This is a genomic window from Nostoc mirabile CHAB5784, from assembly GCF_020829645.1.
Lineage (GTDB): Bacteria > Cyanobacteriota > Cyanobacteriia > Cyanobacteriales > Nostocaceae > Nostoc > Nostoc mirabile.
This window is the reverse complement of record NZ_JAIVFS010000083.1, coordinates 1-17,090: the sequence shown is the minus strand read 5'-3', so window position 1 is coordinate 17,090 and position 17,090 is coordinate 1. Positions and strand designations below refer to the sequence as shown.

The window sequence follows — 17,090 nt, the reverse complement described above, 5'->3', positions numbered from 1 at the left end:
GAAAATAAATGCTTGCCAGCAGCACAATCAATTTAACCGAAGCGTAAAAACTGAAACCTGTCGTTTAGTACAGCTATTTGTTAGTGCGGAAGTTTACTTTTATATAAAATAAACATGCTATTCTGCTCCCTATCTTGAGTCTCGGTAATTTCAAATAAGCCAGAAGCCTTCAAAATACCTTTTAGTGTCTTAATTCCATATTTATTAGGCGTACACTCAGGGTCTTGACTCTTAATAAATTTTCCTGCTCTTGCCAGCAAAGTCATATCACCTATTTTATCTGTGTTTGTTTCGGCTAAACGCAGTAATTTTACAATTTTTGTATTCTCCCACGTTGTCTCAGACGGATTGTTCAGATTTATATACTCAACGCCAGAAGAAATAATATGTGCCTTTAATTGCTTGTATAAAAGTTCTATGTCTGGGTTAGATTCGGCGTAATTTTCTCGAAGGAAGGCAAGCACACTAAATAGAAAGAGTGTTATGTCCTTATAAAAGGAAATTGCTTCTTGGTACTGTAATTCTAGGTAAGTAATGCAAGTTATACATCCTTCTTCGGTGCTTAATATATTCAAACCTTCCGACTCACCAAAGTGATGAACGAGTTTATTTCGCTCGGCAACAATCTCTTTTAATCTTTCGACAAAGTAATCAGTGTTATAATCCGCAGACTCAATAAAGGCATTTATTAGATTTCCTAGAGTCTTTGACTTAGCTGCTTCTCTGTACCTCCAAAAGCTATTGATATCCTTTGCACTACCATCTGAGTGTATAAATGGAAGAAGCACTTTTAAGCCTTTCTCAATGTGCTGAAACATCAATATATTCCGTCCTATTTTTATTAGGACTTCATTCACAAACTCGCGATACTCACTTTTCATTGTCGTGTTAGCCTGCGGGTCGCAGTAAGCGGATAAACCTTTATAAACAACCTTTAAGAGCAAAAATTTATACCGGAATTTCAATTAGGAATTCTGTACCCTCACTTATAACAGAGCTAAAACTCAATTTTCCGCAGTGGGTTTCTTCAACAATTTGACGAGCGATCGCTAATCCTAATCCTGTTCCTTTACCAACGGCTTTAGTAGTAAATAAATGGTCAAATATCTTTTGTTTGACTTGTTCATTCATCCCCTTACCATTATCTTTAATATTAATAATTATTTTTTGCTTGTCATCTCTAATTTGAGTAATAATTGTGATGCAATTGGGATTAGCTTTAATTTCTTCAAAACCGCGTCCAATATTTGACTCTTCCAAAGCATCAATAGCATTTGCTAAAATATTCATAAACACTTGATTCAACTGTCCAGCAAAGCATTCTACTAATGGTAGCTGACCATATTCTTTGATAACTTGAATTTCTGGGCGGGTTTCCGAAGGTTTGAGGCGATGTTTGAGAATCAAAATGGTGCTGTCGATGCCATCATGAATATTACAGGCAACGGGGCGATCGCTATCAGCACGAGAGAAAGTTCGTAAGGAAGTGCTAATGTCTCGAATTCGCTTCACGCCTTCTCGCATTGAACCGACTAACTTAGGTAAATCTTCGCGGATGTAATCTAGGTCAATTGCTTCGATTTCGTCTAGAATTATTTCACTGGGAGTAGAATATTCCTGTTGATACAAATCCAGTAAACCAAATATATCTTTGATGTAATCTAAAGCAGGTTGAATATTGCCACCCAGGAAGCCAACAGGGTTATTAATTTCATGTGCCACCCCCGCTACAAGGTTTCCCAACGCCGACATTTTTTCACTTTGCACTAATTGCACTTGAGTACCTTGAAGTTGTGCTAGTGCTTGTTCTAGATTTTGTTTTTGTTGTTTGAGTTGGTCTTCAGCTTGGCGACGTTCGGTAATGTCTTCTGTCACGGATAAAATGCCGAATACATTCCCCTTGGCATCGCGTAGAGGCATTTTGCTCGTATCCAACCAAACTTTTTGACCATCTGGCCGTTGCAATTGATCAATTATATGAAATTCTGCTCGACCAGACTCCATGACGTGGCGATCGTACATCATAAACAAATCGGATTCTTCTTTGCTGAACAGCAAGTCATAGTCGCTTTTACCCACAATCTCATCAGGGGAATTTAAGTTTAGGACATCAGCAAAACTTTGATTACAGCCCAAATAAACTGAATTGATATCTTTCCAGCCTACCCAGTGTGGAATAGTATCAAACACTAAGCGCATCAATTGTTGAGTTTGCTTCACGGTTTCAATCGATGCAAAGAGTTCCTGAGTTCGTTCTGCGACTCGTTGCTCTAGTTGCTGGGTGAGTTGTTGCAGTTCTCTATTTCTGGCTTCAAGAGACTGGCTCAATTGGTTAATTTTTAAGTGCGATCGCACCCGTGCTAAAACTTCACTTTGTTGAAATGGTTTGGTAATGTAATCAACGGCTCCCAGTTCAAAGCCTGTGACTTTGTTCACCGATTCAGACAGGGCGGTGATAAAGATAATCGGAATATTTTGGGTTTTAGCATTAGCTTTGATGCGCTCACAGGTTTCAAAGCCATTCATCCCCGGCATCATTACATCTAGTAAAATCAAAGATACTGGAGTATGTTCCAGTTGTTGTAGCGCACTTTCGCCACTGGTCGCGATCGCCACTTCAAAACCAGCATCGGCTAAGGTGTCTGAAAGCACCTTCAAGTTATTTGGTACATCATCAACAATCAAGATAATGCAATTCTCAAACGGGTTTGTAACAGAATTATTAGATGTAATGAAATTTCCAGAGAATGCTGTCATGGCAAAAATGGTAATGAGATGACAAAGGATTTATCACAGTAAAATTGAATGGATCAACTTTTAGCACTAGGAAGATACTGTTCAAGAAATGTTCGGATCTTTTCAGTCTGAAAATTATCTGCATACTGACGTATTGCTTTGACAAATGGCTGGTACTGCTGATCAGCTTTTTCTAAAGTTTTTAGTTGTTGCTCGATCGCCATCAAGCGTCCCTGTAACGCCAATGTGTATAACTGCGACAAAACCTCATCGGGCGGGGGAATGATCTCGTCTGAAGTTGATGAGGATGTTTCTGGCAACTTTAATGACACAGGTATAGATTGATGCTCATAAATCCATGTCAAATTTAGGTATTTTTCCAACAACTTCAACAAAGCTGAGGCTTCTACAGGCTTGGGTAAAAAAGTATTAGCTCCGGCTGTGATACTCTTATTTTGGTCACTTTCAAATACACTAGCCGAAGAAGCGATCGCCGGAATATCTTTCAACTCAGGAATCTGTCGCAACTGTCGCAGCATCTCATAGCCATCCATTTCTGGCATCATCAAGTCTGTAATAATCAGGTCAGGATGAATCTCCTGCGCCTTGTCCAATCCTTCTCGACCATTGCTGACATCAATCACTGCAAAACCCAAAGGTTCCAGTAAACTAACCAAAACCGAGCGATTCTCCCAACGGTCATCGACTACCAGCACCTGGCGCTTACTGCCTTCAAATCCGACAATCTTGCCTTGCTTAGTTGTTCGCACACTTGCTGCCCATTCTTGAGCTTCGGGAAGTTCGATCTCAAACCAGAAGGTGCTACCTTTTCCCAAATGGCTGTCTACATTTAGGGTGCTACCCATCAGGGAAACGATTTGCTGACTGATTGCTAGTCCTAGCCCAGTACCTTCTCCTTGTTTCTTCACATCACCCACCTGTTCAAAGGGTTGGAAGATTTTCTGGAGTCCGCCTGGCGATATTCCAACCCCTGTATCTTCGACCTCAAAGCGGATTTGATAGGTTGCAGTTTCCAGTTTGTGAGTTTTAACGCGCAACGTAACTCCGCCTTCGTCAGTAAACTTAATCGCATTGCCTAATAAGTTAATCAACACTTGGCGTAGGCGTTTTTCATCGACTTTAATGCCTACGGGTAAATTAGAATCAGGTTGATAGGTGAAGGGAATTCCTTTTTGACCAGCACGCACGCGCATCATCTCCGCAATGCCTTCGATAAGCGCTGGGAAATACGCATCGCCAGGATATAATTCCAACTTGCGGGCTTCGATTTTGGCGAGGTCAAGGATATCGTTAATCAGATTCAGCAAATGATTGCCGCACTGATAGATAATATCTATACCTTTTTTAGCTCGTTCTGTTAAGGGTTCACCGTTTTGGAGAATTTGGGCATAGCCCAGGATGCCATTGAGTGGTGTTCGCAGTTCATGGCTCATGTTAGCAAGAAACTCGCTCTTGGCAAGGTTAGCAGTATCGGCTTTCTCTTTTGCTTCTGCTAGTTCTAATGTCCGTTCTTCTACCTTTTGTTCTAAGGTTGCAAAGGACGTTTGCAACTGTTTGGCCATGCTATTAAAAGATGCGGAGAGTTCTCCAAGCTCATCGGTGCGGTTACTTGGTAGAGTGGCATTCCAATTCCCTGTTTCTAATTGCTTGGCGGCGCTATTGAGTTGTAATATTGGTAGAACTACTAGCGATCGCGATAGCCAACGCACTAAAAATACAGTCAATAACAACACAGCCAAAAAAGTTACCAAAGCAAATTCGGCTACCAAATATTCCTGGCGTACCACAGAACTGGCATCCAATTCAACCACCAAGAATCCATTTACCCGACCCTGGAGATTGGTAATTGGGGCATAACCGCAAAGAATAGTTTCGCCATTTGCAGTTTTGTGAAATTCCCGCTCGACAAAAGGTTTATTTTGAGCAACGGCTATATAGAAATCATCTAATGACTTTGTGTAATCCATGCCAGTCAATACAGTTTTGTCTCGGTCGGCAGGGTCATAGTTTAAGACATAGACAAATTTCTTATTTGGTTGTTCGCGTACCGTATAAATACGCAGAATATCTTTGCTAGTTGCTTGAATAGCTACAAGTCTATCTTGATTGATTTTGTAAAAGGCTGAGGTGCGTAGGCGTAGCCCGTCGTAGACATCGCTTGGTTTAACAATCAATCCGTGATAATCGCTGTCGATTTGTGGAACTGCCAGACTAACAATCGCCAAAAGACGATTACGGATTTCCTGCCGTTGACTAGAGTACAATTGCCAGTACATCCCAGAAGCTATTGTCCCTGCCATCACCGCGATTAGCACTGAATAAGAAGCAATAATTTTTGTGCTGAGGTTCCAATTTCGCACGCTCTGTGGCTCCTTTTACAGCCCCAAACTACTGAGATGGGCAGTGCATTGTTAGTCACTTCCAATGTTATGTTTGCCCAATTATTTCTAAGATGCCCACTTCATCTTTCAAATGAACAGTCATTAGTCATTAGTCATTAGTCATTAGTCATTAGTCATTAATTCTTCTCCCTCACTCCCTCATCTCCCCCCGCTCCCCCTCATAGCCCAAGGGTGGCGCGGTAAGCGGCGCGTTGAGACTCCAGCCCTACTTTGTTAGTAATCTGTTCCCATCTTTGTTCAATCTGCTGCATTGCCTGCTCGGTTGTAATTTTGTTCCCTAAAAACTTAGATACAACGGCATCAAGAACTTCAAATTGATATTGTTGATTATGAGGAATGGTCAAACTCAAAACCATATTGGGACTATTCAAGCTGATGCCGAGCGCTGCGAGATAGTTGTTGGCTGCTTCAGACGACATCCCAGATTTAATCCAAGGATCTGAGTTTTTAAATTGCGAAATTCGGTAGGGGTTCAAGCCCGTTGCCCCAATCGTCACATCCACGTTAGACTGAGCAGGTTGACTCATGTAAGAGAAAAACGAGTATGCGGCATCCTTCACTTTTGGTGCTGCCAACGCATGAATTACACTTGTCCAACCGATATTGGCGGCGTATGGTGCGTGATTGACACCATCAATGGCGTAAGGACAGGTAAACTTATCGCAGGCAACCAGTTTGTTAGTCTGGCGATCGAGCACTTGAGTAGTGCCTGGAGTGATGACAGCCCCTACTTTATCCATCACTTTAGACACAGATTGATCAATGGATAAGGGCCCAACATCGCCCCAATCAATGGTCAGGGCGCACCTGCCAGTAATAAATAATTCTCTAGCTTTGACATTACCTAGATTCTCATCCTGGGGAATTCCATAGTCCATCGCTTGTTTATAAATATCCAGTGCTTTGGCAAAGGCGGGATTGTTCACCAGAGGCTTCATTGTGTCTGGGTCAAAAAATGTCCCTTGTGCGGTTCCCTGAGATTGCAAAAAAGGAGTGGCAATGGATATCAACAGGCTTGTGTTATTATCAGCAGCACCCTTGGACATACAAGAGCCATAGTCCATTTTACCGTCACCATTCAAGTCTTTGCCGTGAAACCGTTTGGCGATCGCCAGATACTCATCCCAGTTTGTAGGAGGCGTTAACCCCGCTTGCTTTAACAAATCAGTGCGGTAATAAACCATGTGAAAGTCCCCATCCAACGGAATACTGTAGATGCGTCCTTTATAAGTCGCACTAAAATTCCGAAAGATCGGTGCAATATCTTCCCACTGTATGGCTGCATCAGACTTGACTCGCGCCGTTAAATCTTCCACAAAGCCAGCATCGATAAAGTCAATCTGCCATGAAGGTAAAATAATTGCCATATCATACTTTGAAGCACTGCTAGACCAGTTCTTTTGCAGTATGTTATATAAATTTTGAAAAGGAACGCCCGTCAGATTGACCTTCGCTCCAGTCAAGGCTTCAAACCCAGCAATCCGTCTCTTAGTACCTGTACGAACGGTTTCATCCTGAGTGATAACGTTAATTGTTACACCGTCAAAGCGTTGTGCAGTTTGCTTGATCTGGGTGGGCTGGGGTGCTACAGAGATTTGAGAACTGGGTGGAAATAAACTGCAACCCGGAATCCCTAAGCTCAACCAGAAGGCGGCCAGAAAAATTAGACAATATCGAACTCGCTGCCATTGAGAGCGAAAGTTTTGCCAATTAGACATTTTATAATTCCGCCAAATCTTGAGAATTTACAGATTTATTATTCCCAGATAGATTAATTTTTTTATAAATCAATAGGCTTGGGTTAAACTTTGATACATTCATAGGCAGTGTGCTAGCGTCGTCAACAGCCTAAATCCCATGCTTTTAAATGTGGATTACTTCTGTCTCCTGAAAAATGGTTTCTATTGATTTTTGCCGAAGCGATCGCGATCGCTTCGGCAATTAATTGCGTCCAACGCAAAATTACAGTCTAAAAGGTTCTTTCAGCAGCAACTACTAAGTATAAGTAAGAGAACTTGCTACTTAGGCACTCACTAACGACACCATCACGCCATTGGGATCGCGGACACGAGCAATGGTTTGTCCTCCAGGCTGGGTTTTAGGGGCATCTAGTGTTTTTGCGCCTGCCCCGATAGCTCTCATATAAGCGCTGCCAACATCAGGAGTGATAAATGATATCTGGATTAATGGCGGTGGTTGTGTGGGATCGTTGGGATGGCAGCCACCAGGAAATAACTTCTGTGCTTCGCTACTAGAGGAGAAAGCTAGTGTAGTGTTTCCGGTTTCGATTTCCGCCCAGATAGATTGCCCCTTATCCAAGAGAGTGCGACGAACTAGACCAAAGGCTTTTTCGTAAAACTCAACGGTCTTAACTACATCGTCTACCCAAATGACCGTGTAACCAAATTTCACAGTTTTTTCTCCTTATCTAGAAAAATCAGTGCTGGCGAGGATTTCTGCTACTTAACTGTATGCGATTTGAATACACAGTGACTAAATAATTACTAATTCGTAATTCGTAATTCGTAATTCGTAATTAAAAAACAGTCACAGAGAAGTCCACTAAATTTATTAATTTAGTGGTCAACAAGACGGTAGAGAGTTCTTAGCTCAGACTGATAGCGCAGCGTTAGCGAGTCACCGAGTATTTTGTAATTACGAATTATTCTGACTTAACTCTCCAAAATATTACGATCTGTTGCTAGAGTTTGTGCCCCTATTTGCATCATTTCTATATCTGATGGTGACCAATAATGAGGCCCCTGACAGTGATGTGCTACTAACAATCCCCATAATCCTTTAGGTATGACAATTGGTACAACCAAGTTGGCGCGAACCTGCAAATTGCGGAGAAAATCTCGGTGACAAGGCTGGATTGGCTCTAATTCAATATCAGCGATCGCTTTTATCCGTCCTGCTAAGTATAAAGCAGCATACTCGTTGTTAAAACAATCATCTGGGCCAGTGGAAGCAAGTATTGAGAATTCTTTAGAACTCAAAGATTCAAAAGTCACCTGTCCTTGCCAATGACTGTAAAAATAATACAACACCACCCGATCAACCTGAAGCGATTCTCTAAGTTGATTGGTTGTTTGCCGAACTAACTCATCACGCTGCATTGTTTTAACAAGGCGATCAAGCAAATTTTGCAAACCCTGTTGACGGCGATCGCGGCTATGGTGAAATTCGGAGTGAGGATGAATTTGCACGGTTTTAAAATTACGACTAAGTAAATGCTGCCGGATTTATATAGTAAATTATTAGACCTTACTTAAATACATTCTCGTATTTATAGCAGCAATTCAATTTTAACGGAACACAATACTAGTCAACCTCTTCGGTGAATTGGAAAAAATTATTAAGAAATTTACTTTTCTAATTTGCATCAGAGAAAATTCAACATTATAAATTTAAAGTTAAGAATTTTATAAATTTATCTGGTAGATGTAAAAGTAATTTTGCGTTGTAGTCACTTTTGTTCGTAAAAGCCAGTCTAGAACAAAGCTGTTTCATACTGCACTAAGAAATAATTGATTTCTATTATCAATTAGCTATTTTCTTTGATCATCAAAGATTTTTGCAGTTGGAATTTTGTTACTGTAAAAGTTAGGAGGAATAATAGTTGAAATCATTGTCTTCTCATCGGTATTGCGAGCAATATCACGAAAACCTAACCGAAAATATTGATCATCCAAATGTTGGCCGTTATCCCACATTCTGCAGGTTAGTTTGAAAATCTTGGTATTTTCCATAAACCAACTCTGACAATGGTCTTATTCATAGATAGCTGAAAAAATCAATAGTTTTAGTGAAAATTAATATAACAGTCAGAAAAAGCGAGAGATAGGCACAAAGACTTATCCTCGCTTTTTGATTACCTAAGCTGTGAGAGTTGCGATCGTCTTGTCTACAGCTTCCAAAGCAGTGTTGACTTCCGCCTCTGTGACAATTAGCGGTGGCACAAATCGGACTACTTTTGGCCCGGCTGGTACAAGTAATACACCCTCGTTGATGGCAGCATTGACGACATCTGCTGCGGTTAGTTGAATGTCGGCTCGCAATTCCAAACCGTTGATTAAACCCCAACCCCGGATTTCGCCAATCTGCTGAGGATATTTCGCTGCGATCGCCTTCAATCCAGATCGCAATTGTTCACCCCTGTCTTGCACATTCTGCAAAATATTTTCCCGTTCCAATGTCTGGCAAACACTGAGTGCTACACCACACACAAAAGGATTTCCGCCAAAGGTGCTGGCGTGTTCCCCTGGTTGAAAAACATCACAGAATTTCTTGCTCATCATTGCGCCGATGGGGATACCGCCACCTAAGCCTTTGGCACTGGTGAAAATATCCGGTTCAACGCCGAGATGTTCGTAAGCCCATAATTTGCCACTGCGTCCCATGCCAACTTGCACTTCATCGAAAATCAATAAAATGCCAGTTTCGTCGCAAATCTGCCGGAGCTTTTTGAAATAGGCAATATCTCCTGGACGCACACCGCCTTCTCCCTGCAATGGCTCAATCAGAATCGCCGCTACCCGGTAATCGCCTTCATCCAACTCGCTAATCGCCACTTCCACAGCGTTAATATCGTTGTAATTTACGTAGTGGAAACCAGGAACCAAGGGGTCAAAATACTTTTGATACTTCGGTTGTGCGGTGGCGGTAATCGTTGCCAAAGTCCGTCCGTGGAAACTGGCATTGGCGGTTAAAATAATTGGTTTTTCAATTTCTAATACTGTGTGAGCATACTTCCGCGCCAGTTTAATTGCGGCTTCGTTAGCTTCAGCTCCAGAGTTGCAGAAAAATACGCGATCGGCACAAGAATGATCAACGAGCCATTTTGCCAATTCACCTTGCTCAGGAATATAGTACAAATTAGAGACATGGTGCAGCTTCTGGATTTGGCGTGTCACCGCTTCTACCATAACTGGGTGGGCGTGTCCCAAAGTGCAAGTGGCAATTCCCGCTACAAAGTCCAGATATTCCCGCCCCTGTGTATCCCAAACCCGGCATCCAGCACCCCGTTCTAGGGCTAAGGGAAACCGGGCGTAGGTAGACATGACAGCTTCATTAAAGCTATCTGCATCAAAGGGACTAGATGCTACAGACCCTGAATCTGGGGGGATGGTGGCTTGTTCAACGAGAGTTTGTAGGCTCACTACCGCTCCTCCTGAAAGTTTTTCATTATATAGTTATTTACTAGTTTCCTAGAAATCCCTAAAAAATACTTTTTATTTAGCACAACTCGTACTTCTTCTTAAGCTAACGCTTATATCATCTCAAAGGCATGGTGGTGGTGAAAAAACTCCCCTGTGGAATGAAGGGAGTTTAGTGAGATAATGTCAAACTTACTTACTATTACAGCACGGTGTAAATAGAGATACCATTCACAATCAGGGAAGAGCTGATAACACAAGCTTTTTGACTTTTGACTTTTGACTTTTGACTTCCGCCTTGCGGCACTATGCATTCAAAAAATCTAAGTACAAGGTAGGAAAGCAAACTTGATTTGGAACAATACAGGACCGATTGCTGTGTTAAGTGTATCAATTCGGACTTGGGTTTGTAAACTTGCAGGAGTTGCAGATAGATTTGTAGCTCTTGCTATCACAGCTGTATTGATGATAGTAAAAACCGAACTCACTGGTTTTTTACAGGCATTTATTGTGTCTAATACAAGAGCGACATCTTGGCTCCAACTATCTGAGAAGCCAGAACCAAAGGTTTGCTTTGGATTAGCGGGTATAGTTGGAACCAGTGTACCTTTAAAGAATAGTCTAACGTTCACGTCAGCATTACCTCCTTTAGGCACATCTGCAAACCCATTATACAAGAGGCTAATGGGCTGAGCGTTTAATCCAACAGGTACATCAAAAGGGAACCACAGGTTGCAGAATCTTCCTACAGCCTTAGTACGTGGAGCTATAGCTTCCAACTTAGAAAATACTATTGAAAGAGTATCTCCATGCAAAATTGCCTCTGCTGTTCCCGGTGGGCAATTATATCCCATAGGAATTACTGAATATTTTCTAAACTCAAACGCGGGTGTTGGTCTAGATGGGACATTCGGCGGTACATTGCCTTCAGTATTAGTAATGGTTGTCACGGAAATTTGCGCGCTAGCTGATGATGCAGAAAAGATCCCAGAACCGACTAATACCAGAAAACCTAGCTGTTTCTTTAACTGTTTGATAAATTGCATACCTTAATCTTTATTAAAAACAAAAGAGATGTCACTTTTCTATGATTCCAAAACTAATTGAGCTACCTGAGATGTTTTACTTTTCATCTGTGCCGGGTGACAGCTTGTGAGCAAGAAACAACAAGATAGCAGCAACCCAACTACTAAATTCAGAGGTCGAACAACAGCAGGAATCATCTCTAGTTATCTACCTTGCAGCTACTATCTACACAGTACAGTGATTTACTAGTATTAGGATAATGACAGTAGACCGAAATGTTCTGCGTTAACGTTCGCGTAGCGTCTCGTAGAGAAGCTCACCGTTCGCGTAGCGTTCCGCAGGAAAGGTATCGCGCCTACGATGGCCGCTTCAAAGAGTGACCTTTCATCGCTGGATAATTTATAGTTTAAATGTACTAAAAAGCACAAATGCGATAAAGTTAGTACAAAACTAGAAAAAGTAGGCTAAAAGTACTATTTTTACCTCATTCTTAACACTTGAGCAAAAATATCAACGTATCCAAAAGGAGTTAATGGCTGGGGCGATCGCTCTTGGCGGTGTTTTCTTCATTGGCACTTTGTGGTACTCCTTAGTGGAGGGTTGGTCATGGGAAGATGCAGCTTACATGACAGTGATCACTTTAGCGACTGTGGGATATGGAGAGACGCACCCACTGGGTAGCCGAGGACGATTGTTTACAATTGCCCTGATTTTGTTGGGTGTAGTCAATATCGGTTACATTGTCAACAGATTTACAGAAGCGATCATTCAAGGCTACTTTCAAGAAGGAATTCGGCTACAGCAACAGAGGCGGTTAATGGAATCCCTAACAGAACACTACATTATTTGTGGATTTAGCCGGACTGGTCGTCAAATTGCCAAGGAATTTCGAGCAGAAGGTGTACTTTTTGTGGTGATTGATTCGGACATGGAATCTGTGCAAAGAGCGCAGACTGAAGGTTACACGGCATACCAAGGTGACGCTACATTAGATGACACACTCTTAAAAGTCGGCATTGAACGGGCGATGTGTATCGTTGCAGCACTCCCTTCAGATGCCGAAAATTTATATATTGTTTTATCAGCCAAAACACTGAATACAGGAATTCGGGTGATCGCACGGGCAAGTACAGAAGAAGCTTTGCAGAAGTTACGACGCGGTGGTGCAGATGAAGTCATATCCCCCTATATTACTGGTGGGAAGCGCATGGCTGCTGCGGCTCTCAGACCCCAAGTATTGGACTTTGTAGACGGGATTTTGACAGGTGCAGACCGTCAGTTGTATATGGAAGAATTTTTACTTGATCCGGCTTTTTGTCCCTTTGTGGGTCAGAGTTTGCAAAAAGCCAGATTGCGATCGCAATCTGGGGCATTAGTTCTGGCAATTCGCCGCGCTGATGGCACTTTAATCGGTGGCCCCACTGGCGATACGGTGTTAATGCCAGGCGATCGGCTAATTGGTATGGGTACAGCAGAGCAATTGCGTAGCCTTAACCAAATTCTTGGCCCAATTGGTTCGCAGAAATTGCGACGACCGAAAAATAGTTGAGGGCAGATATCAGATAATTTCTGTAGACAAACTCAGCCACTGCAAAATATTGGCTTTGCTCTCTGCCAAGCCTTTATAAACTAGAGATTCCGGTGTCATGGATTCGATTGCCTCACGCAGCTTAGACCGTAACACTGGATCTTTTCTCACTAGCACACAATCTCTAAAGTAAGTACGAATAGTAAACAGCGCCGCTTCATACTCTGGTAGCCCCCAAATTACTTGGCGCTCAATTCGCAGATAAAGTCTGGGATGCTGCGGATCAAAGTTTCTACCTTGCCATTGTTTAACTGACACACCAGGCGGTGGTTCGGGATGGTGGTTAAGGCGGGTGTCGGTACTCAAACCCCAAGCAAAGCGCACCATCGGTTTGTAGGTAATCATTGTATGAGCGATCGCACCTGCACGTCGATTAATTTTTTCCATACCTGCCACAGGTGCATGTATCGTAGCAAAGTCCTTGCCAATATTCTCCTGGGCTGACCAGTGATTAGGATAGCAGAGATGAACTGCGCTCAGCCAGTTGCTACCATCAGCAGACCGACAGATAATTGTCAGGTCTTCTTGTACCTGTGCTGCTAAAGCATCAAGGGTAGAGGCGTAAGCTGGAACAACTGAACTACCCTCAACTTGCTGTAATTGCAACTCTGCATCTAAATAGAGGGTTTCTTTGGTAAGTTGGCTGTGGAATTTCAGAGTGTTATTTATTGACTTTTGGCAGTGAAAATGCTGTGGATGTTCTTGGGCGAGGCGATTAATTATCAAACGAGCGATCGCACCTGCCACAGCTTTAGAATAATTGCAGGTTTGGTAGTACTTGCTCAACCGTTCCCCACGAGCTAAAAGTTTAGCCTGACGGTAGTGGGCAAAATTATCATCAATTTGAAATACCTGCTGATCAGCTTGAGTGTTACCAAAACAGGAACCAAAAGCCATCATCCCCGGCTTGACTTCGTAGCGTCCACTCATCAGAGGGAAGTAGTAAGCCGCACTATTAGAGGCTTCGACTGTCTTAGCTTCTTGGAAGAAGTTGTCTAAAGACACAGATTCTATAATGCTTGTTTTTTATTCTCCTCATTTCCAATATATATGAAGGGATAAGGAAGAAATAACCAATGCCCAATGCCCAATGCCCAATGCCCAATGACAAATGACAAATGACCAATGACAAATGACAAATGACAAATAACTAATAATCAATTTCTTTCCACCCATGCATGGATGCTATACCTTTTGTAACCCATTCGATCACAATTGGCGGAGCTTCTGATATCAAGATGCTAGGATAAACTGCTGCACCCCAGTCGGGATGAATTAATACACGGCATTGATTTTTAATCACTGGATAGTTGAGCAAAGCTTTGACAACTGCTGTGTCATCGTGGGGAATTGCTCCGGGATGAGACAGTAAAGGATAGCCTGTACGAGGGTCGATCAAGTCTGTTAAATAGCCGCGATCGCGCAGATTAAATGCCAAATCGCAGCCAAATCTCATAAACTTTTCTCGCAGGCGTTCTTTTTCTGTCTCTACTTCTACTGTCTTTTCGACTAGTTGATAACGCGATTGCTGTAAGACAATCACTACTCGTAAAAATGGCTGCCGTTTCCAATCTGGTAATATCCGTTCGCAGTTGGCACAGATATATTGACTGGGAGGATGAATTGAAATTTGAACCGCTTGTCCCGTTTCACCAACTAAATTAATGGGACAGGCTTGCTCCGAAGTGTAAACCTTGGGATAGTTCACTAAATTGATTCGGTTTTGGCAAGTTTTTTAATTTAATCTCCGGTATAGATGATACCTCTTAAAAGTTCAGAAAAATCATCAATTTATTATAAAATTTTACTTTTTTTGGAAGCAATTGCTAATAATTGGAGAATTTTAATCCGAATTTTATCCTTTATTAACCTGTTCTCATGGGATTTGTTGCGATCGCTGTAGGCATTGGCATAAGTGCAGCGTGTAGTAGACAAGCGATGCCTATGGCGGGCTACGCCTACGCTCCTGAAATCTGTTCGCTCAAAATCCCAAAAAATGACCTCTATCTCAGACGATTTGCAGTCAAAACCAAAATGGTATAACTGTCAGCAAAGCTGGATTAAACAGCCGTCTGGTGAAGCAAAGCACATTGGAGTTTCACCAAAGGCAAGCAGAAAAAACAAAGGTAATCGTGTCTCTTTGGAGATGCTGAAGCTATGCAGAATACTTTCCATGCACCCAATTAATTGAGTTTTAAAGAATTCACCGGCACTTCATCCCAAGAATCGACTGTCCGCAATTGCGCTACCCAACCTGCTGCCTTTTGTGTCTCGGTCAAATTATTCTCAAAGGAATCATGACAATCTTTGGCTTGAGATTCATTACAAGTGGCAATACAGGCATGAATCATTCCAGACGGATCAATTTGCTCATTTACCCAAATAGTCATAGAGTATTCCTTCAAAAACTTTAGCGAAAAAAGCTATTCGTCATTTTAGAACACTATTAGAGTCGAAAATTGGAGAGCAAAATCGGTAACAAGTAGTGAACTAATCCCAATTACCGATTACTAATTTACATTACCCAGTTTCGCTTCATCTGCTAGGCACAGCACTAATTACATTATCAAGGCGATAAAGCTGTAAGTAGGGAGGCACAATTAAATATAAAATAAAACCTCACCCTCAATCCCTCTCCTTGGTAAGGAGAGGGAAGCCGGAGGCAGGGTGAGGTTTTATATTTAATTTGACCCACTTACTTAGCACCTCTGACACCACCTTGTTTTGCCGATTATTTATCCTTACCCAAAAGCTGATACGTTCGATAATCAGCGCCACCGCTAACAAGGAGAACCCCAGCAGAGGTGAGATGACTACGCCACTTGCTGTAAACAGATTGCTAATTTCTATCTACTCTTTTTTAACTCTTCAACAGCGCTAGGTTAACAGATCGTTGTTTGAGCGGAGTTGATATCATTTCCCAAAAAGAATTGCTCTGCAAGTTTTAAAGTGTTAGCACCAAGTACGGCTTGTCCAAGCTGCATAGATGTTTCATAGCAATTATCAAATTTATAAGATATACTGTATTTAAGATAAAAGTCTTGCTGCTCCTTTACAAGAGTCGTAACAGTAAGTATGCTCGTTGCCTCATTACAGGGGTCGTAACAATGAGAAATGTCTAAGGAAGCCATACAACAAGAGGTTCAATTATGTCCGTAACTACAAAACAAATACTTAACAAAGGCTCAACCAATGCCCAAGTTTCACCACGAGAAGAAATCGTCTTGCTCGCACTCTACAACAAAGAACTCTATGGTCTCCAAATTCCGCAGGCTATGGAAGAGGCTAGCGGCGGTAACACTAAGATCGGAATTGGCACGCTTTACCCTGTTCTCCATTCTCTGGAAAAGAAAGGGCTTGTCGAATCCCGTTGGGGAGATGAAGGACGTGAAGAACGAGGTGGAGCAAGACGGCGCTATTACAAACTTACAGGTAGCGGCGTTGCGACTCTCGAAGCCGTCCAGTCTTTCCGCTCCAACTTACTTATCTGGCAGCCCAGTTAGTGGAACAGCAGGCACAGAAATTGAAGATAACGATTGGGAATTTGCTATTAAAGAAATTCAACTCAAGACACAACACCTGGATGTCATAACATCTTTAAAATCAGAGGAAGTGAGAAAAGTTGTAGAAGAGTTGAAAGCTCAGAAAGTGCTGAACGATTTAGAAGACTTAGTAGAATATCTAGAGAAGTTTTCTAAGTTAAACAAGAGATTACGCAAGTATAAAAAATCTGATCCTGCTGAAACTTGGGCTAGTAGGTGGATAGCTTCCCTAATTGCTTACCTCTTCCCCCCAGAACGACGTGAAGAATGGCTAGGGGATTTGTACGAAGTCAATAGGGAGATGCTGCACAAAGACTATCCCCGTTGGCTGGTTAATCTTAATAATGTTTGGAAAACTCTCATCCTGGTAATTTCTGCTTTAAAAATCAGGCTGTCCGATTTCTTCTCACTAGCTAAACTCAAGAGCAAGTAGAGGAAAATGCATTCTCAAGGATGGCGTAGAGTAATTTAGCACTACGCTATTTCTCTTTAACGCTCTTTTATGTCTCTGGTGAGAGAAAAATGCTCTGATTTGCTGAGATTTTTGAAATTCCTTGAAGACTGTGAACAATACAGGCGCTGCTATGTCGGAAATATTGAGAAGTAATCAAATATA

At 42.0% G+C, this 17,090-nt stretch carries 16 protein-coding genes and 1 pseudogene; 4 read left to right on the top strand and 13 right to left on the bottom strand.

Features of this window, described 5'->3' with window-relative positions:
- Positions 1-80: 80 nt before the first annotated feature.
- The 9 genes from LC653_RS33350 to LC653_RS33305 form a co-directional block, all read right to left on the bottom strand.
- Positions 81-818 (bottom strand): OST-HTH/LOTUS domain-containing protein, encoded by a 738-nt coding sequence (locus LC653_RS33350; RefSeq protein ID WP_229498978.1) that lies wholly within the window; start codon positions 816-818, stop codon positions 81-83.
- 130 nt (positions 819-948) lie between these two features.
- The gene (locus LC653_RS33345) at positions 949-2,757 is read right to left on the bottom strand and encodes a hybrid sensor histidine kinase/response regulator (RefSeq protein WP_308189180.1); all 1,809 of its coding nucleotides are present in this window, start codon (positions 2,755-2,757) and stop codon (positions 949-951) included.
- Positions 2,758-2,810: 53 nt separating this feature from the next.
- Positions 2,811-5,117 carry an ATP-binding protein gene (locus LC653_RS33335; protein WP_229498975.1) on the bottom strand — a complete coding sequence of 769 codons (2,307 nt, stop codon included), beginning with the start codon at positions 5,115-5,117 and terminating at the stop codon, positions 2,811-2,813.
- A gap of 200 nt (positions 5,118-5,317) precedes the next feature.
- Positions 5,318-6,877, bottom strand: a complete 1,560-nt coding sequence (locus LC653_RS33330; protein ID WP_229498973.1) for an extracellular solute-binding protein — start codon at positions 6,875-6,877, stop codon at positions 5,318-5,320.
- A gap of 304 nt (positions 6,878-7,181) precedes the next feature.
- On the bottom strand, positions 7,182-7,571 hold the full coding sequence (locus tag LC653_RS33325) for a VOC family protein (RefSeq protein ID WP_229498971.1): 390 nt from the start codon (positions 7,569-7,571) through the stop codon (positions 7,182-7,184).
- A 260-nt stretch (positions 7,572-7,831) separates the two neighbouring features.
- Positions 7,832-8,368 carry a GAF domain-containing protein gene (locus tag LC653_RS33320; protein WP_229498970.1) on the bottom strand — a complete coding sequence of 179 codons (537 nt, stop codon included), beginning with the start codon at positions 8,366-8,368 and terminating at the stop codon, positions 7,832-7,834.
- A gap of 342 nt (positions 8,369-8,710) precedes the next feature.
- A complete protein-coding gene (locus LC653_RS33315) occupies positions 8,711-8,911 on the bottom strand; it encodes a hypothetical protein (RefSeq protein WP_229498968.1) in 201 nt (66 codons plus the stop codon).
- 126 nt (positions 8,912-9,037) lie between these two features.
- The gene (locus LC653_RS33310) at positions 9,038-10,321 is read right to left on the bottom strand and encodes an aspartate aminotransferase family protein (protein ID WP_229498966.1); all 1,284 of its coding nucleotides are present in this window, start codon (positions 10,319-10,321) and stop codon (positions 9,038-9,040) included.
- A gap of 320 nt (positions 10,322-10,641) precedes the next feature.
- Positions 10,642-11,364: a DUF4360 domain-containing protein gene (locus LC653_RS33305; RefSeq protein ID WP_229498964.1), complete on the bottom strand. Its 723-nt coding sequence runs from the start codon at positions 11,362-11,364 to the stop codon at positions 10,642-10,644.
- Between the two features lie 512 nt (positions 11,365-11,876).
- Here LC653_RS33305 and LC653_RS33300 point away from each other — a divergent pair.
- On the top strand, positions 11,877-12,893 hold the full coding sequence (locus LC653_RS33300) for a potassium channel family protein (protein WP_229498962.1): 1,017 nt from the start codon (positions 11,877-11,879) through the stop codon (positions 12,891-12,893).
- Between the two features lie 9 nt (positions 12,894-12,902).
- Here LC653_RS33300 and LC653_RS33295 read toward each other — a convergent pair whose 3' ends face one another.
- Together LC653_RS33295 and LC653_RS33290 are read right to left on the bottom strand one after the other, a co-directional pair.
- Positions 12,903-13,862: a heme-dependent oxidative N-demethylase family protein gene (locus tag LC653_RS33295; RefSeq protein WP_229499009.1), complete on the bottom strand. Its 960-nt coding sequence runs from the start codon at positions 13,860-13,862 to the stop codon at positions 12,903-12,905.
- A gap of 220 nt (positions 13,863-14,082) precedes the next feature.
- Positions 14,083-14,640, bottom strand: coding sequence for a methylmalonic aciduria and homocystinuria type D protein (locus tag LC653_RS33290; RefSeq protein WP_229498960.1), 558 nt, complete (start codon positions 14,638-14,640; stop codon positions 14,083-14,085).
- A 170-nt stretch (positions 14,641-14,810) separates the two neighbouring features.
- Between LC653_RS33290 and LC653_RS33285 the strand changes: the two genes are divergently transcribed.
- Positions 14,811-14,975, top strand: a complete 165-nt coding sequence (locus LC653_RS33285; protein WP_229498958.1) for a hypothetical protein — start codon at positions 14,811-14,813, stop codon at positions 14,973-14,975.
- Positions 14,976-15,115: 140 nt separating this feature from the next.
- On the opposite strand, the gene LC653_RS33280 is transcribed toward LC653_RS33285, so the two are convergent.
- A complete protein-coding gene (locus tag LC653_RS33280) occupies positions 15,116-15,322 on the bottom strand; it encodes a glycogen debranching protein (protein WP_229498956.1) in 207 nt (68 codons plus the stop codon).
- Positions 15,323-15,629: 307 nt separating this feature from the next.
- Positions 15,630-15,782, bottom strand: a pseudogene (locus LC653_RS33275) (MotA/TolQ/ExbB proton channel family protein); the annotation flags it as partial.
- A 299-nt stretch (positions 15,783-16,081) separates the two neighbouring features.
- On the opposite strand from LC653_RS33275, the gene LC653_RS33270 reads away from it, so the two are divergent.
- The gene (locus tag LC653_RS33270; RefSeq protein WP_229498954.1) at positions 16,082-16,435 is read left to right on the top strand and encodes a PadR family transcriptional regulator; all 354 of its coding nucleotides are present in this window, start codon (positions 16,082-16,084) and stop codon (positions 16,433-16,435) included.
- Positions 16,332-16,907 carry a hypothetical protein gene (locus tag LC653_RS33265; protein WP_229498952.1) on the top strand — a complete coding sequence of 192 codons (576 nt, stop codon included), beginning with the start codon at positions 16,332-16,334 and terminating at the stop codon, positions 16,905-16,907. The genes LC653_RS33270 and LC653_RS33265 overlap by 104 nt, the downstream gene beginning before the upstream one ends.
- Positions 16,908-17,090 lie beyond the last annotated feature (183 nt).